Source organism: Marinimicrobium sp. (genome assembly GCF_002695945.1).
In the GTDB taxonomy this organism is placed as follows: domain Bacteria; phylum Pseudomonadota; class Gammaproteobacteria; order Pseudomonadales; family Cellvibrionaceae; genus Marinimicrobium; species Marinimicrobium koreense.
Window position 1 is genome coordinate 76441 of sequence record NZ_NZQP01000022.1, and the last position, 25256, is coordinate 101696.

20 protein-coding genes are annotated in these 25256 nt (G+C 50.2%); 2 read left to right on the forward strand and 18 right to left on the reverse strand.

Annotation, left to right across the window (positions count from 1 at the left end; translation table 11 throughout):
• Nucleotides 1-100 precede the first annotated feature (100 nt).
• On the forward strand, nt 101-1354 hold the full coding sequence (locus CMG77_RS05640) for an O-antigen ligase family protein (RefSeq protein ID WP_286804228.1): 1254 nt from the start codon (nt 101-103) through the stop codon (nt 1352-1354).
• Nucleotides 1355-1438: 84 nt separating this feature from the next.
• Here CMG77_RS05640 and CMG77_RS05645 read toward each other — a convergent pair whose 3' ends face one another.
• The 18 genes from CMG77_RS05645 to CMG77_RS05730 all read right to left on the reverse strand — a co-directional run bounded on the left by CMG77_RS05645 (nt 1439) and on the right by CMG77_RS05730 (nt 23729).
• On the reverse strand, nt 1439-2173 hold the full coding sequence (locus CMG77_RS05645) for an aspartyl/asparaginyl beta-hydroxylase domain-containing protein (protein WP_286804227.1): 735 nt from the start codon (nt 2171-2173) through the stop codon (nt 1439-1441).
• Nucleotides 2174-2316: 143 nt separating this feature from the next.
• Nucleotides 2317-3381 carry a glycosyltransferase gene (locus CMG77_RS05650; protein WP_286903744.1) on the reverse strand — a complete coding sequence of 355 codons (1065 nt, stop codon included), beginning with the start codon at nt 3379-3381 and terminating at the stop codon, nt 2317-2319.
• 316 nt (nt 3382-3697) lie between these two features.
• The gene (locus CMG77_RS05655) at nt 3698-4597 is read right to left on the reverse strand and encodes a glycosyltransferase family 2 protein (protein ID WP_286804225.1); all 900 of its coding nucleotides are present in this window, start codon (nt 4595-4597) and stop codon (nt 3698-3700) included.
• A 51-nt stretch (nt 4598-4648) separates the two neighbouring features.
• Complete coding sequence (locus CMG77_RS05660) at nt 4649-5554, reverse strand: glycosyltransferase (protein WP_286804224.1); 906 nt, start codon at nt 5552-5554, stop codon at nt 4649-4651.
• A gap of 43 nt (nt 5555-5597) precedes the next feature.
• Nucleotides 5598-6731, reverse strand: a complete 1134-nt coding sequence (locus CMG77_RS05665; RefSeq protein WP_286903745.1) for a glycosyltransferase — start codon at nt 6729-6731, stop codon at nt 5598-5600.
• Entirely contained in the window at nt 6728-7714 is a 987-nt protein-coding gene (locus CMG77_RS05670; protein ID WP_286804222.1) for a polysaccharide deacetylase family protein, read from the reverse strand. The genes CMG77_RS05665 and CMG77_RS05670 overlap by 4 nt, the downstream gene beginning before the upstream one ends.
• Nucleotides 7715-7754: 40 nt before the next feature.
• A complete protein-coding gene (locus CMG77_RS05675; protein WP_286804221.1) occupies nt 7755-9104 on the reverse strand; it encodes a phenylacetate--CoA ligase family protein in 1350 nt (449 codons plus the stop codon).
• Complete coding sequence (locus CMG77_RS05680) at nt 9088-10227, reverse strand: glycosyltransferase (protein ID WP_286804220.1); 1140 nt, start codon at nt 10225-10227, stop codon at nt 9088-9090. Before CMG77_RS05680 ends, CMG77_RS05675 begins: the two co-directional genes overlap by 17 nt.
• 55 nt (nt 10228-10282) lie before the next feature.
• Nucleotides 10283-11422, reverse strand: coding sequence for a glycosyltransferase family 2 protein (locus CMG77_RS05685; protein ID WP_286804219.1), 1140 nt, complete (start codon nt 11420-11422; stop codon nt 10283-10285).
• Between the two features lie 3 nt (nt 11423-11425).
• The gene (xrt, locus tag CMG77_RS05690) at nt 11426-12898 is read right to left on the reverse strand and encodes an exosortase (RefSeq protein WP_286903746.1); all 1473 of its coding nucleotides are present in this window, start codon (nt 12896-12898) and stop codon (nt 11426-11428) included.
• A 143-nt stretch (nt 12899-13041) separates the two neighbouring features.
• Entirely contained in the window at nt 13042-13827 is a 786-nt protein-coding gene (locus CMG77_RS05695) for a PEP-CTERM sorting domain-containing protein (protein WP_286804216.1), read from the reverse strand.
• A 265-nt stretch (nt 13828-14092) separates the two neighbouring features.
• Nucleotides 14093-16711 (reverse strand): tetratricopeptide repeat protein, encoded by a 2619-nt coding sequence (locus CMG77_RS05700; protein WP_286804215.1) that lies wholly within the window; start codon nt 16709-16711, stop codon nt 14093-14095.
• A gap of 145 nt (nt 16712-16856) precedes the next feature.
• Entirely contained in the window at nt 16857-17531 is a 675-nt protein-coding gene (locus CMG77_RS05705; protein ID WP_286804214.1) for a fibronectin type III domain-containing protein, read from the reverse strand.
• 374 nt (nt 17532-17905) lie between these two features.
• Entirely contained in the window at nt 17906-19159 is a 1254-nt protein-coding gene (locus CMG77_RS05710; protein ID WP_286804213.1) for a porin family protein, read from the reverse strand.
• A gap of 126 nt (nt 19160-19285) precedes the next feature.
• Nucleotides 19286-20083, reverse strand: coding sequence for a tyrosine-protein kinase family protein (locus CMG77_RS05715; protein ID WP_286804212.1), 798 nt, complete (start codon nt 20081-20083; stop codon nt 19286-19288).
• Between the two features lie 13 nt (nt 20084-20096).
• Nucleotides 20097-21611: an XrtA system polysaccharide chain length determinant gene (locus CMG77_RS05720; RefSeq protein ID WP_286804211.1), complete on the reverse strand. Its 1515-nt coding sequence runs from the start codon at nt 21609-21611 to the stop codon at nt 20097-20099.
• A gap of 14 nt (nt 21612-21625) precedes the next feature.
• On the reverse strand, nt 21626-22240 hold the full coding sequence (locus CMG77_RS05725) for an XrtA/PEP-CTERM system exopolysaccharide export protein (RefSeq protein WP_286804239.1): 615 nt from the start codon (nt 22238-22240) through the stop codon (nt 21626-21628).
• Between the two features lie 70 nt (nt 22241-22310).
• On the reverse strand, nt 22311-23729 hold the full coding sequence (locus CMG77_RS05730; RefSeq protein ID WP_286804210.1) for a TIGR03013 family XrtA/PEP-CTERM system glycosyltransferase: 1419 nt from the start codon (nt 23727-23729) through the stop codon (nt 22311-22313).
• 240 nt (nt 23730-23969) lie between these two features.
• On the opposite strand from CMG77_RS05730, the gene tviB reads away from it, so the two are divergent.
• On the forward strand, nt 23970-25244 hold the full coding sequence (gene tviB, locus CMG77_RS05735) for a Vi polysaccharide biosynthesis UDP-N-acetylglucosamine C-6 dehydrogenase TviB (protein ID WP_286804209.1): 1275 nt from the start codon (nt 23970-23972) through the stop codon (nt 25242-25244).
• Nucleotides 25245-25256: the final 12 nt, after the last annotated feature.

Genomic DNA, 25256 nt, shown 5'->3' on the forward strand with positions numbered 1-25256 from the left:
AACACAATCAATGTATCTGGGTATACGATGTCACAAATAGCCTGCGCTTTTGCCCCAGCCAGAAGGGCTTGTACTCGTTTTTTTAGCATCAGAGCCTAAAATGATTGCATCTGCACTTAATTTACTAAAACACACCCAATTTCCTGTATGGATACTCAGTTTCTATACATTCATTTGGTTTTTGCAGATTGGAAACAGAATTAACATTTTAGGCACTATAAGAATTGAGTTTATCGTAGGTTCGGCGTTAGTGGCATTATCTCTTATAGCTTGGGCAAACCAAAAAAAATGCCAAGATTTTTTCCATCACGGTTTTGTTAGATCTATATACTTTCTTTATATATTTTTCATAGTCTATACCATTTTTTCGTATAATCCCGAGGCCAGTAGCGCTGTATTCGTGGATCGAATACTAAAATTCTCTATGTTCACTCTGTTCATTGGAACATTGGTTAAGAATAAATACGATGTAGCAATTATACTACTAGGCTTTTTTTTAGCTATGGGGAAAATCATTCAAGAGGGCGTCCACGGGATCGTCACAGGCGGAATGATTTGGGAAAACCAGGGTATTCCTCGACTTCACGGCGTTACATTACTATATCGCCATCCAAACAGCCTTTCAGGACTGGCTGTGAGTGCTCTTCCATTCTTCTTATTTTTATATCGCTTTCAAACCAAGGTTCTAAAGTATGTCTTCATTGGATGTATAATAGGCTTACTTGCCATAGTTTTATACACCGGGTCTAGAACTGGTTATGTCGCTACATTAATTTTAGCGACGGCTGTCGTTATGCGCTTAGGGCTGTTCAAGCTCAAGAATATATTGGCCTTAGCAGTGTTAATCCCTGTTATTTTTATGATAATTCCTCAGGATTATAAAAACCGCTTTAACACGATGTTTCAATCCGAAGAAGAAAGAGGAAGCTCCGTAAATAAAAGAATAGAAATTTTAGAAGACGCTTGGGAGATAGCGAAGAAGTACCCTTTGGGAGTAGGTGTTCAAGCCTTTCCGCATATAAGGGAGATTGAGTTTTCGAGAACTCAAGACACTCACAATTTATACCTAGAAATTCTTACTAATTTAGGACCCTTTGGTCTTCTTGCATTTGTAATATTTATTGCAATGCTATTTAAAACTAATCGCCTCTCAAGAGCTATTCACATCAGGAAGAAAAATCATTTCTTGGCAGAAGTTTGTTATATCGTTAACCTTTACGTGTTGTGTAGACTCGCTCTTGGTATGTTTGGGATGGACCTTTATGAAGTCTATTGGTGGTTCGCTGCTGGCTTTACAATAGCTCTCGCAAAGCTTGCTGTTACAGGCTATACCGAAACGCTACCCAAGGCCTAAAGTAAGAATCGAGTCAATAATTAATACTTAACCGACCACAATTAAAGCGATAACCACTACCTTTTTTAAAGGAGAATTCCCTCCCTACTTGGGAAAATATTTATGCCTTAACTGTCGTATGAACGAATCTTTGTATAGGTTCCACGCTATGCCTCGAAGTTTACCGTGAACTTTTATCAAATCCCACTGTATTGGCAAAATGTATTTATACATAGTTGACTCTATTCGCTCTAAAACCGACATGGACGGAAAGATGTCACGTAACCAGTCATTTACCTCTAAATCTAAAACTAGGTGCAAGCGGTCTGTTTCCCCCTCATTACGCACATAGTGTAATTTACTAAAATTCACATAATACAGACGTCCAGGCAACATTTTTATCTTCTCACCACCGACAAAGAACGTGACCCTATCGTTGGTATGAATAGGAATATGTAGACGAACCCGACCGACTGCAATGTTAGCCGCCTCGTGCCTAATGTCCCGGTGCATATTTATCCCGGCTCCGGGCGACAATTTTAATATCCTGACTCTACCTTGGCGGCATTTAAATGCGTCTAGTATCTCTTCAAAGTACGGAAGTTTTTCGACTATCTTTGTACGCTTCATTTTCGTATAGTCATCAGCGCCCCGCTGAGATTCTTCATCCACGGACTCACCATGCAACGACACTAACAAAATGGCTTTCCATTCACGAGATAGCGTTGGATCGTAATGACCCAGCCATTTCTCATCTTTTAGTAAATCATATTCCCGACGCATTCTTTCGACATCTATATGGAAGGGGAGTCGGTCGGTTAGATCTATCCAAGTCTTCATTGTAAAACCCCGTTGTTATTCCTTTATATTCGATATGTCACCCATCTTGATGTTATCTAAATTTTCTCCTGAATCCAGCGTTATTGCTAAACGATTTCTTCCTAAAAACTACCATGGATAAATCAAAAAGTTACTACAGCCTTTTAATTAACAATAATAAGATCTTCCAGAACTTTGTAGTGCCTATCCATTAATCTCTTATTGCGCTCGTCTCGATACTTTAAGTTCGGCGTAGAAACGATAATGGGCTCACCATACCATGAAATACTCTCATTCTCAGATAACGAATCTCCAATTTTCTTCCACGTATTCTGGGTTCCTGAGGTGGAAAATAGCCGATCTTTAACTGAATAGGTAAGTGGACTTTTAAGTAGTTTTTCCACACACCTCCTCAAGTCCTTTCTGTCAGCAGAAAAGATGCAGCCGATCTCCTCAAGCTGTTTGTTGACCCCTCGATTGTCAGACAAGATCACAACCGGTATATTAGATGCCACAGCCTCGTATATACCTCGATTAGCGCCCTCTCTTTCTGAAAGCATCAACGCCACTCGGGATTGAGAGAGAACTTTGAACACGTACTCATGGGGCACGCCTTCGAATATAGAGACTAAAGAATCAGGATAGTATTTATATTGCTCCTTTCGAATAGATCCTGCTGTTCGCCCCTCCCAGCAGTAACCCACTAACGCTATGCGAAGCCCCTTCCCTAATTTGGCAAGCTCTCTAAACAATATTTTATGATTCTTGAGTTTACGCCAGCTAGCAACCATGCAAACATCGAAATTTTTTGTCTCGGACTCGTAGTGATTTCTTAGCATTTCCAAATCTATCCAATCGCCAGCGCCGGCGCGAATTGGAACAATTCTCGAATCTAGTAGCGTTATTAGGTCAAAATCAATCTTGTCCTGAGCCATTACGTATATATTGCTCTGACCTGAGAGTAAAAGCTCCAGCCCCAAGTCGCTATATCCCCAACTACTAGGCTCAACTACTAAAACATATTCACGATATAGCTCGCTTAAATCGAACAGAGCGGCAAACTCTTCGATAGAGTTGTTGTATTGTAGATACAGCACGCCTTTTACGATAGCACCAGTACCATCAGTCTTCGGCGTACTGAGAATCAAGAGATTTCCTTCTCGGTCGTTGTCATCTTCGTTTAAATAGCGAATTCGAACGGCATTTTCAATTCCAAATTTTCTGTACATTTGCCTTATCTTACGCGCCCTGTTTGTTCTCAGAAAGGAATCAAGAATAGGGTTAGATATATCATCACGAGATACTTCCAGAAACCTTGTTCTAACATCGACTAGGAATCTATAAAGAAGGGGCAATGAACCGTTTAAGATAGCACTCTCGTAAAGCTTCTCAAACTTTCCAAGTGATCGACAAAAAGAGTAAGTCCGTCCGATTTTATAACTTACATATGCGTTGGCTAGCAAACATAAACCAATGATAAATCGAAAAACTGGATTTTTCGACAATGCGAGCTTTATGAAATATTTACTATCGCTATTCATTTGATTAAAATCGTTTTAGTAATGCACGGGCAACTCTTTTGTGAGTTGCCAGCCGGAAAGGCGACCAAGCAATAGACTTTGCGATAAGCACGAAAAGCTTCAACGGGTAGCCCTCATAAAGTGAAACATGATATGCATAATTTGCGTATATATCAGATGTAGCTCCGACATATATATTTTTGGGAGCATAACCTGGATGATTTTGCCGGAATTCTTTCAGTATCTCGAGCGCACCTAAATACCTCCCGTCATAGTTCCTCGACATCTGGCCTTGCCACTGTCGGTAATAGTATAATTTCTCTGGAACACCTGATATCTTCCATCTAGTCGAAATTCTTAGCCACAGATCCCAATCAATCCCCATTCTATATCTCTCGTTGAATCCACCTATCTCGCTCAGGCAAGAGCTTCTAACCAAAACTGTGCCGAATGGAATAAAATTACTATAAAGTAATTTCTCTAGCAGATTACCTTCATAAATAGGTACTTCTTCGCTAGAGGCTACCGAACTGCCTTTTTCATCAATTAGAAATGTATCAGAATAGACTACTGCTAGTGACTCATCCGATTTAATTTTCGACAGCTGCTTTTCAAGTTTCTCTTCATGCCAAAGATCGTCCGCGTCGCAGAAACCTATATAAGCTCCCTGCGCTTCTTCTATCCCACGGTTCTTGGCTATTGTTTGCCCTGCATTGTTCTGAGTAATTAGTCTAACTCTACTATCGACTAAGTACTTTTCAATCTTTTCTGCAGTTCTGTCGGTTGATCCATCATTAACAACTATCAGTTCCAAATCGGCGTAAGACTGCTTCAGTACGCTCCCTATCGCCGCACCGACATAATCTTCGGCGTTATAAGCAGCCATAACCACGCTAACCAAATTTTGATTCGCTTTATCTGTCATGATTTTCAACTCGAAATGTATCGTTAACTACTGAACACTTATTCTCTATCACTAAACGTTAAGCTCGATTTTTAATTCACGGACTAAATTACATGTGCTTTCCTGCCGTTGCTTTTTTAACTGCGCAACACCTTCAGCGAGCTGATCCAGGTCCGAGATAGCGTGCAGCACCGATCGACGAACAGATACTGAGTCATTTTCAGTATATATCGCACCTTGGTTGAAGACCTCTCGGTTTATTTTAGTATCCGAAATTACCATGGGCTTTTCAGCGGAAACCGCTTCATAGGCACCACAGACCAAGCAGTTATCTCTGGTAGTTAGATCAACAACGAGGTCCACAGAATTCAAGTATGAATCATATGTTTCCCTGTCTACAAACCCCAAAAGAACGACGTTATTGGGAATCTTTTTCACCTCATCTTCTTTGATGGCTTTTCTATAGTTTCCCGTAATATAAATCGTTGCATCCAAACCTTCGGCGGCTTCCATAACTTCTCGGTAGGGCTCATCTAAGGCCCACGTACAAATGAATAGAAGAGAAGGACTTTCAATATTCAAGATTTCGCCCTTACTTTCAATATTGGGCAATGGATCAGGCATAACAAACGCTTTTCCGCCCTTGTCATGAACCTCAGATGCCAATGCAGCATTGGTAACAATCGTCAGGTCGGCGGAGCCAGCGATCCAATCGGCAACTAGGTTTAGCGCGCGCGAACGCCTCTCCAGCGGGTGCAAACCTGAATTATGACAATCGACAACCGCCTTGAACCCGAAAAAGGGCCTAACCAAGATAGCTATAAACGATAGAACGATAGAAGGATTCTGCACGAAAAGTACTTCAGGCTTATTCTCGCGTAACGCTCCCAGAGTTCGGAGTGAAAGCTCTACATATCGGAACATTCGAGTTCTCTCAGAAATAAATTCATACAGCGGAACGCCTAGCTCTTGGGCCATGCTTTGATTCCTTATCTGTTTTTCCCAAGTAATCCATATAGCTCTAGCTTCTATTCTCAAAATTTATCATCGCTCCTTTGTATAGCTCGTCATATCTCTTCGCCATTACGCGCGAAGTATACTGTTTGAGAAACTCGCTGCGATATAAGCGCATTTGTTCAGCGTGTACATCGACGCTCGCAGACCAAACTTTGCAGATAGAGCCTGAAAGGCTTTGCTTATCTAAGGCACACAGCCCCCCTATTTGATCTACAGATCCTAGCAGAGCCCTATTCCCAGGGATATCGGTTGCGACTATTAGCTTTCTCGAGCGCATCGCCTCCAACAAACTGATAGGCATACCTTCGGTTGTCGAACAGTTAACATAAACATCAATACGCTCCAAAAACCCTAGGACATCGCTGGTGTACGGAAGAATGCGGACGCAGGAACTCAACCCTAACTTTTTAATGAGCACATTTAGTTCACTACGCTGTGGCCCTTCACCATGAATCACTAACTTTGCCTTGGGGAACCTCTTGAGTACATCTGGCATTGCACGAAGTAGCAGCGAAAAATTCTTCTCTTTGGAGAGCCGACCAAGCGCACCAATTGTCAGGGTATCGTTTCCTGCATTTTGGCTTAGAGGCTCATTGGGTACACTTTCTTCCAAATTGATATCTTCAATTCCGTTAGGAACCACATGGACGTTGTGTCTGTTTCCGATAATTCTGATCGTGGCTGTCATAGCTTCACTAACCAAAGCTACCGCATCAATTCTTGCTAGCATCAGTTTGTCCACGAACTGATACAACGTCATTTTGCTTATCAAAGGATGTTTCGTATAACCGTGTAACGTAGAAATCAATGCGAAATTTCGACATCGCTTCGGCAACGCACCTAGAAGAATATTTCCTTTATACCCATGAGAATGCACCACATCGCACCCAAGGTTATTGAGAAATCCTAACATTTCCTTTACGTTTGTAGGTGTGGGAATTGCTGACATTCTCCATCGCTTTACGTCTACATCCGCCAAATGTAGAGCGTGCTCAATCTTCTTTTCCACCTCGCCAATAGTACCGATACTGAACACAAGCACTGAATGACCTAAAACGATCTGTTCTTTTGTCAGCTGTGTCAGCATAGACTCCGCGCCATAGAATCCGCCGCTATCGATGACATGAACGATTCTCAACGATTCATCTCCTTTGGCATGTCCACTCTGCTAATGCCATTGATCATTCGCTGGAAGAGATTAAAACTAGTTGGAGCCGGGTATCTACCCAGCGTCATGAGTCTATCGGAGTTAACACCACATGGATAAGCCATGAGGCCGTACTGATAACCTAGGATTTTTGCGCTTTCAATTACTTGCTCACTAATATCTTGTGGAGCACCATTTGGGTAACAGATGCCCTCCGGAAAAAAACCTAACTCTTTCTCAATTTTCTTGCCAGATCCATAAAGCTCTTTTTCGAGATCGGCTTTGCTCAGAGCGCTAAGTATAGGGTGAGTTATACTATGACTTCCCACGTCCAGCCCCTCGGCTACCATTTCTCTTATTTGAGACCAACTGCACCCAAAGTAGGGTTCGACCGGATAGTCAGGTAGTGGGACATTAAGCTTTTCAGACAGCTTCTCAAGAAATCGTTGCCGCTGTTCTACTCCTAACGAAAGCGCGTAGTCAGCCAATCGGCTCCAAGCGGAATCCGGGAATGCTAGTTCTACCTTTTTGTTGGATCCATCATCTATACGGCAATTATCTTCTTTTGTGTTCTCAACCATATACCGCAGCGCGTCAGGCCAGAGCCAGCAGGTTTGATCGATAAAACCTGTAGTTATGTATAGCGTTGCACTTAACTTATAGCGCTTCAACATCGGCCATGCCAGTTTGTAAAAATCCGCATGACCATCATCAAAGGTTATCGCGACTGCATTGTTATGTATCGTACCGGAGCGGAGTTCATCAACCATTTGCTTCATGCTAATAACATCGAAGTTTTTAGCAATATAACCAATTTGCGCCTCAAATAGTTCTTGGTCAATTCCCAACTTGTTATGTCCATCGGATATTCGATGAAACATCAGTATCTTTGGCTTTTTTCTATTAACAAAATGAGCCAAAGATATTAATCCACTGAAATTCATTATTCTATGTATGCAGTCTTTGTAAGACATGGCTTTATTCCAATGCGATAGTCATATACAGGGTCTTAACTCAATCAACTTTACATATTGAAAATCTGTACTTCCCCGAAACTTCCTGAGGTATTGTATCCACATCTTCAATCTTTAGCTTGACCGACCCGTCAAACACTTCCCTGAACTCATTGATCAGTTGTATGTCTGTTTGCTCTGAGAAATCTTTGCCCCTCACTCGCCTAATAATTATTTCATTCAGCTCTTCCTGGAGCAGCTGCATTTGCTCAACACCCGGAACCTTGGTTAAAGTTCTTTCCACTAAGGAGACTCCAGCAACCTGTCCTCCATCGGGCTTCTTCAGAAAGTCGGCGACACGGCCTTCCAGGCGATCCAGAAGCGGCAGAGTTCTTCCGCACTCGCATTGATCGGCGCTCAGTACGCCTACATCTTCGACTCTGTAACGAATTAATGGCATGGCGTAATTGTTCAGGTCGGTTATGACCAACTTTCCGGCCTCCCCTGGCTGCACCGGCTGGTCATTGGCGTCGAGGCATTCGAGTACGATGTGTGGGGAGTTGATATGCATACCCTTGTGCTTTTCACACTCCACAGCGATCAAGCCAACTTCTTCGCATCCGTAACGATTGGTGACCTTGGCCGAGAAAGCTTGTTCTATAACGCCTCTTTCGTGGTCGAGCAACATCATGGAGGTGGCAACCACCCCTTTGGGACGAAGGTCGACAATTTCATTTTCAACCAGAAACTTGGCGAAAATGTAGACTGAGTGGGCATGGCCGAAGATGACTTCGGGCTGAAATGACTTCCACTGCTTGACAAAAGCTCCCATGGACTGAGGATTGAGGTCCATCGTATCCAGGTAGATGGTTCGCTCCAGTAAATAAGAGCGTAGCTTTTGCTTCAATGTTTTAGCCACCGGTGGGTTCCCCCAGACGGCGGCTACCCGAGTGCCCGGCTCCCAACCGGCCAAGTTGTCTGCATACATCTGTGCGGCGTTACGCCATTGTTGACAGCGTTCATCAAAATACAGATTCAAAGAGACACCGGTCGATCCGCCTGTCTTCGCTCGGTTAAGTGTTTTGACATCGTATTCTTCGCTAATAAAGCGGTCGGTGTTGTTGCGAATGTCTGCCTTGGTGGTAATTGGTAGATGCCGTAGCTCGTTCGGCTCGACATTCTCTGTCAGATCTATTTTTGACTGTTCGATAAGGGGCCGATACCAGGGACTGGTCTTGTGAGCGTGACGCAGTAGCGCCGTGAGCCTGTCCGACTGAAGTTGCTTGAGCTTTTCTCCGGTGAGGTACTGGGCTTCTTTCAGACTGTTTAGCTCTTTCAAACGGCGCCCGCCCTCTTTGGTTTCCCAAAGACGGTAAGCTAAGCTACCTATGGCCTTATCCAGCGATTGCATTAGCGCTATCCTTTTTCTCGGGCTTATTAGAAGAGTAGAAAGCCTCGTGATGGCGGACCATGGCAGTAATCGAGAACTCATCGGTCATCTTACGCATCCCGGCCTCTCCCATTGCCCTCTGAAGTTTTTTGTCTGAGGCTAGATGACTGATTGCTGCCACAATTTCATCTACTTGACCTTTCTCTACCAGTGCTCCGGTTACTCCACCCTCGACCAGCTCTGGGTTTCCCCCCACGTTGGTCGCCACCACGGGGAGACCAACCTGCATATACTCCATAAGGGTGTTCGAAAGGCCTTCAGATTCTGATACCAGCAGCCCAATATCAGCTTGTTTTAATAATCGGCGTGGCTCTTGCACCTGCCCCAGCCAATGTATAGTGGACTCCAGCTCTGTCTCGGCAATGTAGGCTTTGATCTCTTCCACGTATTGCTTATCCTGGGCCTTGCCCACAAGGGCCAACTCTACACTGTGCCCCTTTTCCAGCAAACGTCTGACGGCTTTTACGGCGTCCAAGTTGCGCTTTACGGGCTTGATATTTGCAACCAATATCAGTTTGATTGAGTCAGTTGACTGGTAAATGGCCTCTCCCGTGCCTTCGACTTCAACGTCAAAAGGTTCAATGCCATTATAGGCGACAAAGCTCGCTTTAGTACTGAGGTGCTCTTTCTCTCTTACGAGCTCCGCGACTGCCTTAGAGTTGGATATCACGCCATCGGTTCTGTGGCGCAGCAGGCGGTATAACGCTGCCGGCTTGCCTTTATAAATCAAGCCCATATCTCGTCGTGAAGTAAAGACTTTTAATCTGTCGCTTTTAAGATACAAAGGTCCCAGCAAGCAACTGTCCGGAAAGTAGGCATGAACCAGATCTACGGATTCGCTCTTTAGCCTACTTTTTAGCGCAAGTAATTTCTTGGCGGCGGATACACTTACTATACTGCTTACCTCTAAGCACTCCACAGGACAAGGGAAGTCGAAGTTCCCTCTGGTGAACCCAGTATGACGTAGGAGCACGAGCTTCACCTGATGGCCGCTGGCAACCAAGCCCTCAACCAGCTTGTAAATTTGCCGCTCGCTACCGGCGGCGATGCTGTGGAGAGAGTCCACCAGAAAAACGATTTTCACTCAGGGTCCTTTCGGTAATTGAGATATTCGACTGACGTAAGGATGTACATGCGTATCACCCACCACGCGGCTTCCACATTACAATTTTCTCGCCTTTGACAAACTTGAAAAATGCCATCATGGAAGCTAGATTAATCAGGCTGAAGTAATGCACCAAACCCAGCAAACGGCTATCCGTTTTTCCGTCAGCCTGTGCATAGCCGGCGGCCACGTAAAAGACCAACTGACCCAAAGCTGCCAAAGCGAAGAACCAATGATAGTCGGCAAGCACCAGACTGGCTAGCAGCGCGCTTACCAGGGGTATGAACGCAAGGTAACGCAACAGCTTATGGGAGATGATTTGTAACGAGAACAGCCCGTAGTTCATAGGGTTGAACAGGTGCTTCATGTCCCACATGGCCCAGTAGGCCCGAAGCGACACCCGGACGCGCATCCGAAACTCTGAACCAGAGTCGGTCAGGGACTCCTCCTGCAGGAGTGCATCTTCACAGTAGACGACGCGCTTACCCTGGCTGACGACCTTCAAGGGTTGGACGAAGTCCGGGAGCTGGTCGGGACTCATTTCCTGGTAGAGTTCTTTACGGATGGCGTCTATGCCGCCATCTACACCTACCACTGAAGAAACCTGGGTTTCCAGTGCCCGAAGGTTGTTTTCATACCGCATGTACGCGCTGCAGCCATCACCAACCAGATTGCCTTCTTCGTTGACGTAAACCATTTTGCCGGTGACGTAGCCCACCTCTGGATCACTGAAGCAATTCACCAGTGCGCTTATGGCATTTTGTTCGTAGTGGCTGTTGGCATCAGAGAAGATAATTATATCCCCTTTAGCCTGAGCTACCGCTTTGTTTAGCCCTGCGGTTTTACCTTGCCGGGGGGTTTGGCGAATCAGGCTGATTCTAGCGTCTTCTTCGGCCAGCCGGGTAACTATCTCGTCGGTGCCATCTTCGGACTCATCCGAGATAACAATGATATCAAGTCTGTCCTCAGGATAGGCCTGCGCCAGTTTATTGCGAATAGTGCTCTCAATAACCTCCGCTTCGTTGAATGCAGGAATTAGCACCGTTACCAGGGGAGCCGGCATCGGCTCATCACCGTACGCCAAGGGCCGCTTGGGTAACAGCCTTAACAAAAGCGGGTAGCCCAGGTAGATGTAGCCTATCAGAATGGCACTGAACCAGAATAAAGCTTGCATCGTTTAATCGCTATCCTTTAATTGCAAGCCTTCAGCGGTCTGCCTTAGCTTGGTTAACGCCGTTGCGCAGTCTGGATCGAGACAGTTGGCTTGTAAAGTTACAATCTGAAAGTGGTTTTGGCCCTGCAGAACGGCGGGAATCTGCCAGAGCTTAGCCTGGGGGATAGACGTAGTAATATAGCCCCCTACGTCAAACCACTGCAATTGGGCGACCTGCCTGCTTCTGGACTTGTGACGCAGTATGCTCAATATCGCTTTTTGGCCAGAAAGTCGCTCCTCCCGTTGCTGCACCTGGATCCAATTGTCACTATCGAATAGCCTGACCATGGGCGGTACCAGCTTTTCAGCGGTACTCTCCCGCTGATACTGGTCGACTTGAATATAGATACCGTCGTCGGCAAGTAGCGCTGTCTCTGACCAACCTCCCGAGGGCACCTGGAGTGGTGCGGGCATGTCTTTCGGCATTTGGATGATGCCCAGGTTTTCCAGGGGCGAACGCCAGGGTTTGGCACCGGGCTCGAGTTGTACGGCCATACTGGCCATCGGCCCCAAAGCAATCGCCACAACGGGCAGCAGGGTTCGAACCCACAACCCTTTTGCGCTGGTAAACTCGCTGATATTTTGTGGCCGTTGACGTTTTACCACCGGCGCAAAATAGATGGCTGGCAGGCATATAACCGCGAACAATACCCAGCCGAAGTATTCATGATCAGCCATCAAAGGACTTTGCATCTCCGTTTCGTATCCGATAACAATCAGGATAAAAATACGGATCCAGTTGGTTACCAACCCGAGAATCGCCGCGACCGCAAGTACTGCAAACAACTGCTTCTCAGAGTATCTGTTCAGATATCCGATCAGGTAGCCCATAGTCAGTGCTATGACAAAATAGCGAACTCCCGAGCAACCGTCGGCTATCAGTATGTGGCCAAAGGGTATAAATATGCTGTTGCCTTTTATGAGAGCGGGCATACCTGCCATGCGTACCATTTCACCCACCACAAAGCTGCTCATGGCCAGTAGTGGTTCATTAAGATAGTCCCAGACTGGTATGGCAAATAGGGGAAACAGCAGCAAAAGCCGGTGGTTGAATACCTGTTTCAGCCCGAACACTGACGCCAACAATAAAACCAGCAAAGGCAGAAGAATCACCTGCTCAAGAATGGTTACGTTGACCGCATGAAACACAAACCAGGCCGCCGACCCTAGCCCCAACCCAATCAGGCTCACCCACCAGGTAGTGTTTCGATTCACCAACGGCGTCCAGGGCAAGCTTTTATAAAGGAGGTAAACAAACAGAATGACTACAGGGATACCGTGGGCCATGCCCTCGTCCCATTTTATCCAGCGGGCATAAAGCCCCTCAAAGGTTGGCCAATAAAAGAAGACCCACAACACAAGCAGGAATAGCGGGAGGTATTGTGAGTAACGCCAGAGACTGGAGGAAATGCTATGCGCTGAGTGCTCTACGTCCATGCGATTTAACCCGGCTGGAAGTTCTCTTGGATGGTACCTGAATGACGCATTTTTGACTAGCGGATGAGGCCTTTCGAAATCGCGTAAACACATAAAAAAGCCGGCCCGAGGGCCGGCTTTTTATCTTTCTTTCCTAGATCCGATTACTTGGCAGCGCGACGACGTGCAGCGCCCAAGCCGATAAGACCCAGACCCATCAACAGAAGGGTACCTGGTTCTGGTAAGGTGCCAACAGTAATGTCATCAATACCCCAACCATCGTTATAGGCACTGTTATCGAACGTTAGCGTTCCACCAACGATCGATTCGCTACTCTTAACGGTTAAATAACCAACTTGACCGTTGGGCTGCTCGTACGGAATGGCGTATGCATCAGAAGAACTACCATTTGCAAAATGCAGCGTCAGCGTAGCGCTCACGTCTGCAGCATCAGCAATAAAAAACCCAAATGCGTCAAACTGCTTGCCCACAACACCACCGGAGTTAAAATCCCAAGTCACTTTCTTGGCATCATTACTGTCGAGCCAGAAGTCACCTTGATAGTTAGACAACTCTTCGCGGCCAGACTCACCGGTTTGCGCGCTTTCAATCTTCAAATTATTGCCGTCGCCCGCGTCCAACCAGTCATAGTTTACATGACCGTTCTCAATCAGAGTAAAAGTACCTACATTGGTGGTAAAGCTGCTGCTAGAGTCAACCCAAGAGCCTTGCTCTTGCTGAGTCTGGCTTCCACCCATGGAGGCAGGACCAGAACCCTGGGTGACCCAACCGTCAAAATTTTCTTGAACGATGGGCCCGCTCAGCTCCGCCAGAAAGTTCGCTTCGGCATTAGGGTCATAGCTCACGCCAATATTGATTGTGGCTGCGCTAGCAGCGCCTGCGGCTGCCAGGACGCTACCGGCCAAAAGAGTTTTCAGAAAAGTTTTCATAGTGTCCATCCTTTGAGGGAACAATAATTCTTAAGTCTTGCGTTTAGGCCACAGTTACTTGTGTTCGCCTTGCCTGTGAGGATGCAAGAGACGGTCCATGAATATTTATTCTATTTATTTCAGATAGTTAGGAAGGTTTAGCTATTGCTTTCGCTGCTCTCTTGTAAGCTTTTCCGACGAGATTTTACGTGCGTTAGCGAACAGAAGTGTACCGAGTTTGGCTGGATTGGGGAGTGAGGCGACGACCGGCGCCGCCTCTGGATGATCAGTTGGCGCTCCGGACCGCGTCCAGATTATTCTGGATATCCGCAACGCCGGGGGCGAGCTCAACTGCGCGCTCCAGTTGGCGCAAGGCGGCGGCGCGATCACCACTCAAATGCAGTATCCAACCATAGGTATCTAGAATGGGGGCAGAGTCGGGCTGCAGCTCAGCCGCTTGCTTTGCCAATGCCAGCGCCCGCTCAACATCCCGGTCTTTTAGCATCCAGGCCAGGTTGTTCAGTGCGATGGCATCGTTGGGGTTGTTTGCCAGGAGGCGCTCATAGGCCGTGATTGCCGCCACTTCGTCTCCTTGGCGCTGATACTCTTCCGCCATAAAGAGAAGCCGCCCACGGCTCTCAGGTGCCGCCCGCTCCCACTGCTGTAAAATTTCGGGTACTGCGTCAGGTGCATGCTCCCGCGCCAGGGAGATCAGGAGGCCCGCCATTTCACTATCAGGCTGCTCGTTCCAGGCTACGCGCAGCTCCCGGAAAGCGGCCTCCGGGCCATTTGTTGCCTGCGTCAGCCGAGCACTCATGACGGCGACCTCCGGATCGCCGGAGTGGCGCTCCTGCAGATCATCCAACAGTACTCTAGCCTGCTGCAACCGGTCCTGGGCCAGGTCCATCCTTACCAGGTCCAGGCTGAGCGTCCGGCTGGTCGGGAAGTCTTCTAGGGCCTGACTCAACAGCTCACGCGCCCTGTCAAACTCACCGACGTCAGCCAGCTCGCGCGCCCGATCACGATAAACCACCGATGTCACTTGGCGGGTGTAATCAGTTTCCTCTCCCTGATAGTTGCTCATCAGTTGGACCGCCTGCTCCAAATCTCCCGCATCGCGGTAGAGCATGGCCCTGAGTGCCGTCACATTGGGTGTGGTGGTCGCATTATCAGCGGCCACTCCCGCAAGCCAGTCATGCGGTGACTGGGACAGGTTACCATTGAGAATGATTTCGACACCCGCCCTCAAGGCTTGCTCGTTCTGAGGCTCAAATCCTACTACACGCTCAACCGACGCCAGCGCTTTGTCCGATTGGCCACTTTCATGGTACATCTGAGCCAGGACGCCATGGCCGCGCACGTAGCCGGTTTCGGCTTTCAGTAAACTTTCCAGCTGCCGAATGGCGCTTTGCTGATTGCCCTCACGGAAGCGGTGTTGCGCTTCATACAGGGTGGTCTCGGGTGCCTTGGGCGCCGCCTCCTTAAGCGTAGCGACCGCTTGGGCCACTTCGTCAAGCTCTCCGCGGGCCAAGAGTTGGTTCATATAGACGTTAGTGACGTTCCACTCCGCCGGCTGATAGTTGAAGGCCGTCCGTAGTTGTGCCATGCCCTGCTCGGCTTCGTCTCGTTGGAAGTGATAGCGCGCCAGCGCCAGACGCAGCCCACCGCGATGTGGATCCTGGGCGAGCGCTTTTTGAATACTGAGGTAGCCTTTCTGCTCCAGATCAGGGTTGTTTAATGCCAACAGCCCGTATAGAGACAGTAAAACCGTATCATCGGGCCGAGCTTGTAGGGAGCGCTGAAGCGTTTGAATAGCCCGCTCCGCGTTTCCGGTCTGCGCCTGAGCCATAACCATGGCGCGAATTACGTCGGTGTTCGCTGTTTCCACATCCACACTGCGGCTGAGCAGGGGTTCCGCCGCGCTGATATCCCCCCGCCTCAGGTTAACCATACCCAGCATCAGAGCCGCTGACTGGCTGTCAGGGTTTTCTTCCAGTAGTTCTTGCAGGATGGATTCAGCACTTTGGTAATCGCCGGCCTCTGCCGCAGCCACGGCTTCCTGTAACCGCTGCTCAGCGGCAACCGATTCGGGAGACTCCTCTGCCAGTACTTTCTGGTAGACCAGAGCTTCCGCCATTCGGCCTCTTGCAATGAGGGTTTCCGCCAGCAGCTGCAGAACCGCCGCGCGGTCGGGCAGCATAATATCCGCATCCGGCATGTTGATCAGGGCCTCTGTCAGGAGTCGCTCGGCACGCTCAAGCTCGTTGGTTTGAAGAGCGACGATCGCGCTCAAGTGCATGATTTCAGGCTCCTCTGGATGCTGCTCGCGTAACCGCTCAAGGATTTGGAGGGCCTCATCGCTTTGCCTTCGAAATATATGGTTTTCTACGAGACGCAGTGCAATTTCAAGATCTCCCGGATGCTCCTCGAACAAGGTTTGGTAGGCCTGCTCACTGACCTCGAGGTTGCCCTGGGTGCGCTGGATATCCGCCCGATAAAGGGCGAGCTCTTTAGACTCTTCTGCAGACCGGGCCGTAAAACCCTCCAGGGTCTCTTTGGCCGAGAGGAATTTCCCCTGTTTTAAATACGCTTCTGCGAGTGGGAGCGCCACTGCTTGAGGATGCTGCTCTACATAATCTTCCAGAAGCGTGGAGGCCCGGCGCGCAGCGCCCAGGGTAATGTAGACTTCTGCCATCGCGATGGGGTAGGCGACCTCTCCCGGAGCGCTATTCATGGCGTTGGTGATTTCGATCATGGCGGCACGATACTGGCCCTGATCACGATAAGCTTCGGCACGGTTAAGGTAGTCCTGAGCTTGTTCTGGACTGCTTTCCCGACCGCAACCAACCAATAGGGAGGAGGCAATGAGAAGTGTCAGGAATATACGGGGGAGCTGAGTCTGCATGGCGGTCCCTTCAGCATGGTGGACTTTATTGGGAGAATCCTACTGAAGTATACGCCGCCGGGGTTGGGGTTGGAACATGACGATTAATTTGACAGGCGCCGGAGGGAGAGAGCTACTCTTCCCTCCGACTTGCATTGAAATATTTCTAGAGCGACTCAGTCAAGCTGGCCACCGGGGATAGGTTCACGAATTCACTGTAGAGCCCGTTATTGTCAAAGGCGGCGATGGAAAACTGATAGCTGCCCTCCAGGTCACTGAACTCGTAGTCTTCTTCCCAGCCGCTTTCGACGACTACTGTCTGGAAGTCTTCCTCACCGAGCCGGCGATAGCGCAGCTCGTAGCCGCCGATGTCGTCTACTTCGAGGTACTCACCGTTTTCGCGGAATTCGGGGCGGTCCCATTCCAGGCGAACCGTGCCACTGACCGCAGATACAGGTTCCTCAATAGAATCTACCGGATCTGAATTGTCCTCTGCCGCTGGCTCCTCGGAGGCATCAACTGGCTCGGCGCTGTCACCGCCCTCTGCGACTGCATCATCGGTGCTGCTGTCGGGGTCAGCCTCAGGTGTTTCACTGGTGGAATCCTGGGGAGCACCGACGTCCTCGTCAGCACTGCTGCTCGCGCTATCCGGGCTTTCTACGCTGTTTTGCCCCGATGGCTTCTCGGTGTAGGGGCTTTTATTGCTCAAGCGTGAGTCGTCGGCCCCTGAACCGGCACCACCGCCACAAGCGCCAAGCACCAGAGTAATGGCCACGAAGCCAGCGACTGAGAGGTGGCGTATGGCTGCCAATGACTTAGCGTTAGCAATCAAACGAGACATAGGTTCGGTTCCCGGCCCCCGGGGCCTGTTAATTCAGTGAGTACCACTCCTTGCAAATGTGCATCCATGGGTTCTTTTTACCACCGGGGATATACGGAATCACTACTAAGAAACTCTTTTTTTATATTATATGCGCTGTAACTCACATTTTGTGACGAATATTTTTACGCCAAGGGGGCATTTCTAGTATTAGAAGTTATATGGGCTTTCCATTGGTTATGAAAAAGCGCCTGAGGGGATTGAAACCGTAGGTTAGAAATAGAGCGTTTACAGGGGGGGGGGCGGAGCAAGGGGAAATTCAGGTAACAGCAGCCTATCGGTCGCGGGCCCTTGGGCCACACGACCTCAGTGTGGATGTTTTTTGATCAAATCGGTCAAAACGTGTAACGCAGGCCCAAACCACCGGTGTTTTCGTCATATTCACGATTACCGTCATCGGATTTGCGTTTGTGGTGGCCCAAGAACAGATTCAGGGCAACGTCATTCGCGAAGTTGTATTCATAGCCAGCACTGACTCTGTCTTCCTGGAAATCGGAACGATCGGTGGCCCCGGCTTCAAATTCCTGATCTCGCCGCTGTAAAGAAAGGTCCATCGAAGAGCGGCTGCTGATCTGGTAGCCAACCGAGAGCCGTAGACCCAGTTCGTCTCGATCCTGAGTGTCATCGCGGAAGTCATCGCTCTGCCAGTAAACCGAGGCGGTGGTCGTACACCGCACACAGAGCCCCTGGTTGGTCCAGCGCAGTTCGGCCCGGGTGCGTTCCAGTTGGTCCAGCTCACCGGCAGAGGAATCGCCTGGAGTGAAGCCTCCCAGCTCCCCCTGGTTGCCGCTGCCGGTGGAGTTATCGGTAATAAACTGGCTGGCATTCAGGATCCAACGGTTGGCACCCTCACCGAACTGCACATCGATCAGGTAGCTGGGGCTGGACAGGGATTCCCCCACCTCTGGGTTACTTTCGTTGTAGCCGACCTGCACCTGATATTGAAGTCGACGTAGAGTCGTCTGATAAGAGAGATTGGCGGCGCGGTATTCGTAATCGGCCTGAGGTGCATCGTCGAAGGCGATTTCCGTGTGCTGAGCCGTTGCCAAGAGCTGGCTGATTTCAGACAATTGGCGCTGCCAGACCAGGCTGCCGCCTAGTCGCTCAGAATTGCGCTCCGGGCGAAACCGGTAGTCGACGTCAGAGAACTGGGCTCGTACCATCAATAGATCCACCCCGGTGGGGCGCCAACGAGCGCTGGGCATGGCGGAAACGATGGTTCTCTCGTCGTTATTGCTCAGCAGATCGATATCATCCGGGGCGTTCAGTACCGTCCGGCGTCGGTGGGAAAGCACCAGATCAAGAGGATCCGTTGGTTGCCCAATGGCCAGTTCGCTGTCGCCCTGGAGCAGGCTCCGATCTTCCTGAGAGCCCTCGCTAAACCGATGCTCGCTAGCGTTGTAACCCGCCTCAAAGGTCACCCAGCGATTGGCGTAACTGCCTCCCAGCCCTAACTCGACGTCGTCCTGGCGTTCGGACAGCTTATCGGTTTCGGATCTATTGGCGTTGTCTGTATACTCACTTCGCAGTCCAATATTTGCTCGCCAATCACCCTCTGCGGCAGCCTGCATTGGCAGAAGCAGGGGCAATGCCAGACATAAAACCGTACAACTGGTCCACAATGCGGTAAGACGTGTTCTGCGGATGTCTCTAAAAGTGCGCATGGTACTGTACTTCCCATAGTTAACCACAGGCGACAACTGGGTAACTGTCTGCTAGTGGTTGAAAATCAATCCTGAAAACTTATCTTTCCCGACCGCATCGATCCCCGAGAGCACATCCGACTGGGTGCATTTCCCGAACGGTACGACCAGCATGGCATGGTCACAATATTGCGAGAGAATGCGCGCTTCGGTGGTGGACTCAACCGAGGGGGCATCCAGCACAATGAACCGGTCCGGGTAGCGGGTTTTGATTTCCGAAATCAACACTTCCATGCGCTTGGAGTTGAAAAACTCCGCCGCCGACTCACTGCCGATACCCGATGGAATGACCCGCAAACGCTCGACCCCTGAGGGGTAAATAATGTGCTTCAGGGGGATGGTGTAGTCGTGCAGATACTGGGTCAGCCCGGCCTCAACCGGCACCACCGTATACTGCTCCGCCGTGGAGTTGTAGGGGTTACAGTCCACATATAACGCGGTTTTGTGGCGATCCAGCGCAAAGGTGGCGGCCAGGTTAAAAGCGACCAGACTGCCCCCGCCCCCTTCCTTCAGCGAGGACACCATGGCCACCACGTTATCGGTTTTGCTTTTCTGCAACAGCCGAATCCGAACCTCACGGAAAGCGTTCAACAGCTCGCGCTGCCGCATACCGGTAAAAATAACTTTCCTCTCGTAGAGCTCATCCTGCGTCCACAACACCGGGGTAGCCATGCTTTTGATCTGCTCACGCTTTCGGTGCTCAGAGACTGCGCTTCGGATTAAGGGGTCTTCATTGCGCTCATCTTTCACTACGTTGAGCCTCTCGATAAATGTTCGAAGATTGACCTCTGGCTTGTTCTTTTCAACCATTTCACCACCTCCGTCAATTTTTGACCTCGTACCAGGTAATTCCCAGTGCGATGTAACAGCCCATGGCGATAATACTGAAGCCGAGGAGTAGCACCATATCCTTGCGCATCAGTCGCTCTGTCAGCGGGGTATGGTAGTGAGGAATAATACCGATTAGGTCGACACCCTCTGGTAGATCGTTTTGTGTCGAGCGTGCAGAGCGATAGTGAGGATCCAGAAACACGTAAATAAACAGTAACCCAAGCGGAGCCAGGAAACCGAGAAACGGCCCGACCAACGCAAAGTGTATATACCGTAAGCCTGAGGGTTCGAGCGGGAAGGTGGCCGGATCCTGAATGCGATAGTTAACCCCCTGCCCTTCAATGTCCAGCGTCATGGAAAGCCTTGCCGACTCTTTTCGCTCCAGCATTTCGTTATACACGTTTCGGGTAACCTCCAGGTCCCGGGTCAGGTCAGATAGTTGCGCCTGATTTTCGGCCACTCGCTCCGCCCGGGCGTACTCTCGATCCAAGATCTGCTCGAGAGACTGCATCCGTCTTTTTTGAGCGGTCAAGTTCACTTCAGCAACGGACAACTGTTTGCGCAGCTCTTCGTAGAGCGGGTTTTCGGTATTTGCATCGCTTCCGTAGGACTCACCGGAGAATTCCAGGCGAGTAATTTCCTCGTCGATATCCTGTATCTGTTGGCGCAGCGTAATGACATCTGGATAACTGTCCTGATAGCTGAGAAGTAGTTGGTCCAATTGCCGACGCATCTCCCGGCGCCGGTCGCGCAGCCGATCAGCTTCGCCCTTGGCAACCTGATACTGATTTTCCTGACTCAACTGCTCTCTGATTGATGCAATTCTTGACTCCGATTCCTGAATTTCCAGATTGAGCGATTCGATATCGTTGCGCAACTGATTGATACGTGCACTGACTTGGGCCTCGGTGCCGTCGGTGTTTTGAGCGCGAAAGTTTTTTAATTTTTCCTCCGCCAACTCCAACTGCCGACGGTAAGATTCTACTTGAGCATCGATAAAGTTGAAGGCGCCCACGCTTTCTTCACGCTTGCGTCGAGCGGTGTCCTGGATAAACACATTGACGACACTGTTCAGTGCACTGAAGGCTTTTTCCGGGTCTTTAGCGCTGTAACTTACCCTGAAATTATTGGCACTCTCTGTTCGGACTGAAAGACCGTTGCGAAGCTCTCGTACAGCAGCCGCTTTGCTTTCATCGGTGGCATTAGAGTCAACAAGGCCGGCCCCCACGGCGGCCCGCTCCATTACCCGCCTTGTGTAAAGAGTTTCCTGTGCCTGCTTGACTCGGTCAATACCCGTGACCGAGGCGCGGCCTTTCAATAACGGCTCAATAATATTGGTTTCATCCGCGTAGAGAACAGCTTCAGTGGTGTAGGTATTCGGCCACAAGTAGCCGACTACCAACGGCAGGAAGCTAACAGCCAGGAAAGTCAAGACCACCCAGACCCTAAAGCGAATAGCTTCAAACTTAAGAGACTTGAGCAGGTCAACTATAAATGTCTTATCCATACAAATCTCTAACCTTAGAACGCCCGCTCAGGTACAGCCACAATGTCTGACGGCTGCAGCGTGTAATTCGTGTCCACTTTGCCCCTTTCTATCAAATCGTTGAGATAAATGGGGTAAACCTTCAACTCACCGTCCACTCGTCGATACAATTTAGCTTTGTTGGGAGAAGCAAATTCATTGGGGCCGCCCGCCATCAACACCAAATCCAAGACCGTCATGCCTTCCCGATACGCCAACGACTGAGGATTTGTAACGGCACCGGTGATACGAACCCGAAGCTGGAAATCGGCACTGGCCGGATTGGTGACAATAACGGTGACCTGGGGGTTTCTGACATAATCGGTCAGTGACTCGGTCAACGCTGAGGCGAGCTCTTCGGTGGTTCTTCCCGCTACCGGGACATCACCGATCAAGGGCATTGAGATACGACCGTCCGGACGAACCGGCACATCGCTCGACAGCTCGGCATTGCGCCATACGTTGATGCGCAGCGAGTCGCCCACCCCGATGCGATACTCGGTCAGTAACGCGTCACTTTGCGGTGGCGGAGTCACTGATTTTGTCGAGCAGGCGCTCAAGAATATCGCGAGTAATGCCCACAACGCCATCCTGAAACTATTGGTTTTCATCACGCTTTGTCTCCTTAAAACTCTGGTTGTCGTCGGGTGCAGCGAGTAGGAAGCCGGAGTGCGACTGCACTCAGTGCACGCCTTTGCCCAACAACACGATTTCGACCGTTTGGATCATGATCAGCATATCCATCAGAAAGCTGTGATTCTTGGTGTAATACAAATCATATTGCAACTTGTTCTTGGCATCTTCTACGGAGGCGCCGTAGGGGTATTTCAACTGCGCCCAGCCCATCAGGCCCGGCTTCACTTTGTGCCGGGTATCGTAAAAGGGAATTTTCTCGGAGAGCTCCTCAACGAACTCGGGCCGCTCTGGTCGGGGCCCCACAAAGCTCATTTCTCCCTTTAGTACATTGTATAACTGGGGAAGTTCATCCAGCCGGGCATTGCGGATAAAGGCCCCTACCCGGGTGACGCGGGCATCGTTCTTCTGGGCCCAGACCGCCTTGCCGCCTTTTTCCGCGTCCTGGCGCATGCTGCGAAACTTGTAAATGCGGAAGGTTTTGCCATTTAGGCCTACCCGCTCCTGAAAGTAAAGCACCGGGCGCCCGCTCTCCAGCATGACCGCCAGGGCCGTCAGCAGCATGAAGGGCCACAGAATCAGGACGAACAGGCCGGCCAACCCGACATCGAACAGTCGCTTGGCAACGGCTCGGCGCTTGGAGTATTTGAAACCGTCGGAAAAGAGCATCCAGCTGGGCCGCAGAATGCTGATGTCAATTTTCCCCAGCTCCCGCTCGCAAAAGCCCAGGCCCTCGCTGGTGGGAACGCCGGCCAGTTTGCAGTCGATCAGCTCATTGAGCGGAAAGACGCCGCCGTCCCGCTGACGCCGCTCATCCGGGGAGACGACAATCTCCGAGATCTGTTGCGCCTTCACAAAACGCACCCAGTCCTGCGGGTAAGGCAGCAACAGGGCCTCATCCACCATGGTCTCTTCATTAGCGCTGGGAACGCAGCCCACCACCTGAACGCCGATAACATCCCGCTCCGGCTCCAGATTTTCCAAAAGCTTCTGGGCACGGGCACCCGCGCCGAAAATCACCACTCGCCGCTTCAGGTTGGCGGTATCGACTAGCTTCAGAAACAGCGCCCTGGCCACCAAAACCAGCGCCGTCGCAAATAGGACGCCCCAGAAGATCAAGCCTCGGGGGATCAAGGCGCCGGCGAAAATGACGTTGAGAACAAAGAGTGCAAGGCTCCCCAGCAGGAAGAAGCTCACCAGGGTACGCAACACCATGCTCGAGTAACCCTCGCGCACCAGGGCGGTATACACCCCCATGGACAGGGTGCAGCAGCTGAGTACAACGGCAAAAAGCACAAGAGGCCACCAATTGTCCGGTGCCCGGGAAAACACTTCGGCGGATTCAGACAGCGACAGATGCCAGCGCTCGGCGCCCCACGCTGCAACAAGCAGCAAGCCCAGCTCAACGATGCCGAGAAACAGGTAGGGCAAATGAATATAGTGCTTATTCAACCGAATGTAAGACAAGACCCGCGTCCTTTTATGGGGTGTGAGTTTCAGCTCTGAAGGCACCGCATTATAGCGGGTTTTCAAGGGGTTTCTCGACCGCTCGCGTCGGCTTTTTGACCTTATAGGTGACAAGATTTCCGACACCACCGGAGGGGGCCTCACTATTTCGCTTTTGCCCCTGTTAATATGGTAGATTATCGCGATAAACGTACGATGAAAATCAGCAGGATCTACCCGTCAGCTCAAGGAAATTGCCCTATGTTCGCCAGTGAACCCACCCTTTGCATAATTGGCCTGGGTTATGTCGGTCTGCCTTTGGCGGCCGAGTTTGGAAAACAGATTCAGACCTGCGGGTTCGACATCAACCCCAAGCGGATTGCCGAGCTTAAAAACGGGCAGGATCACACCCGGGAAGTCAGTCCGGCCGAGCTGCAGGCGTCCGAGCGTTTGAGCTTTACCTCTGATCCAGCCGACATCAAAGGTTGCGATGTGTACATCGTGACCGTCCCCACCCCGATCAACGACAGCAAACAACCCGACCTGACCCCTCTGGAAAAAGCCTCCGAACTGCTTGGGAGGGTGATCGGCAAAAACAGCCTGGTGGTTTTCGAGTCCACCGTTTACCCGGGCTGCACCGAAGAAGTGTGTGTGCCCATCATCGAGCAAGGCTCCGGCCTGACGTTCAACCGGGACTTCTTTGCCGGTTACAGCCCGGAACGAATCAACCCCGGCGATAAAGAGCACCGGGTGCACAACATCGTCAAAGTGACCTCCGGTTCCACGCCGGAGGCAGCGGACTATATCGATACGCTGTACCGGCGCGTAGTGACCGTGGGCACCCACAAAGCCAGTAGCATCAAAGTGGCTGAAGCCGCCAAGGTCATTGAGAACACCCAGCGGGATATCAATATCGCCCTGGTGAACGAGCTCTCCCTGATTTTCAGCCGGCTGGGCATCGACACCCTCGAGGTACTGGAGGCAGCCGGAACCAAATGGAACTTTCTGCCGTTTCGGCCAGGCCTGGTCGGCGGGCACTGTATCAGTGTGGACCCTTACTACCTGACCCACAAGGCGCAGCAGGTCGGGTACAATCCAGAGGTGATTTTGGCCGGGCGGCGCATCAACGATGGGATGGGCCACTTTATCGCCGCCTCGGTGGTCAAGATGATGACCCAGCGGAAGCTGCACCTGGTGGACGCCAACGTGCTGATCATGGGGCTGGCCTTCAAGGAGAACTGCCCGGATCTTCGCAACACCCGGGTGGTGGATATCATTGAAGAGTTCCAGGAATATCACTCCAACGTTGACATTTACGACCCCTGGGCGGATCCCGAGGAGGCGGAGTTGGAATATGGCCTCAAACTGGTTTCCGAGCCCCGTCAGGGGCACTACGACGCCATCGTTTTATGCGTCGGGCACCAGGAGTTCCGCGCTATGGGCCACGACGCCATCCGGAAACTGGGGAAAGCTCAGCATGTGCTTTATGATGTGAAGCATATTCTGCCCAAAGAGCAGGTGGACGGACGCCTGTAGCGCCGGCAAAAA

Bases quoted from the DNA above. Each gene is read 5' to 3' on its own strand.
- CMG77_RS05640 (WP_286804228.1), top strand. From the start codon at position 101: ATGATTGCATCTGCACTTAATTTACTAAAACACACCCAATTTCCTGTA.
- CMG77_RS05645 (WP_286804227.1), bottom strand. From the start codon at position 2,173: ATGAAGACTTGGATAGATCTAACCGACCGACTCCCCTTCCATATAGAT.
- CMG77_RS05650 (WP_286903744.1), bottom strand. From the start codon at position 3,381: ATGTACAGAAAATTTGGAATTGAAAATGCCGTTCGAATTCGCTATTTA.
- CMG77_RS05655 (WP_286804225.1), bottom strand. From the start codon at position 4,597: ATGACAGATAAAGCGAATCAAAATTTGGTTAGCGTGGTTATGGCTGCT.
- CMG77_RS05660 (WP_286804224.1), bottom strand. From the start codon at position 5,554: ATGGCCCAAGAGCTAGGCGTTCCGCTGTATGAATTTATTTCTGAGAGA.
- CMG77_RS05670 (WP_286804222.1), bottom strand. From the start codon at position 7,714: ATGTCTTACAAAGACTGCATACATAGAATAATGAATTTCAGTGGATTA.
- CMG77_RS05675 (WP_286804221.1), bottom strand. From the start codon at position 9,104: ATGCAATCGCTGGATAAGGCCATAGGTAGCTTAGCTTACCGTCTTTGG.
- CMG77_RS05685 (WP_286804219.1), bottom strand. From the start codon at position 11,422: ATGCAAGCTTTATTCTGGTTCAGTGCCATTCTGATAGGCTACATCTAC.
- xrt (WP_286903746.1), bottom strand. From the start codon at position 12,898: ATGGACGTAGAGCACTCAGCGCATAGCATTTCCTCCAGTCTCTGGCGT.
- CMG77_RS05695 (WP_286804216.1), bottom strand. From the start codon at position 13,827: ATGAAAACTTTTCTGAAAACTCTTTTGGCCGGTAGCGTCCTGGCAGCC.
- CMG77_RS05700 (WP_286804215.1), bottom strand. From the start codon at position 16,711: ATGCAGACTCAGCTCCCCCGTATATTCCTGACACTTCTCATTGCCTCC.
- CMG77_RS05705 (WP_286804214.1), bottom strand. From the start codon at position 17,531: ATGTCTCGTTTGATTGCTAACGCTAAGTCATTGGCAGCCATACGCCAC.
- CMG77_RS05715 (WP_286804212.1), bottom strand. From the start codon at position 20,083: ATGGTTGAAAAGAACAAGCCAGAGGTCAATCTTCGAACATTTATCGAG.
- CMG77_RS05720 (WP_286804211.1), bottom strand. From the start codon at position 21,611: ATGGATAAGACATTTATAGTTGACCTGCTCAAGTCTCTTAAGTTTGAA.
- CMG77_RS05725 (WP_286804239.1), bottom strand. From the start codon at position 22,240: ATGAAAACCAATAGTTTCAGGATGGCGTTGTGGGCATTACTCGCGATA.
- tviB (WP_286804209.1), top strand. From the start codon at position 23,970: ATGTTCGCCAGTGAACCCACCCTTTGCATAATTGGCCTGGGTTATGTC.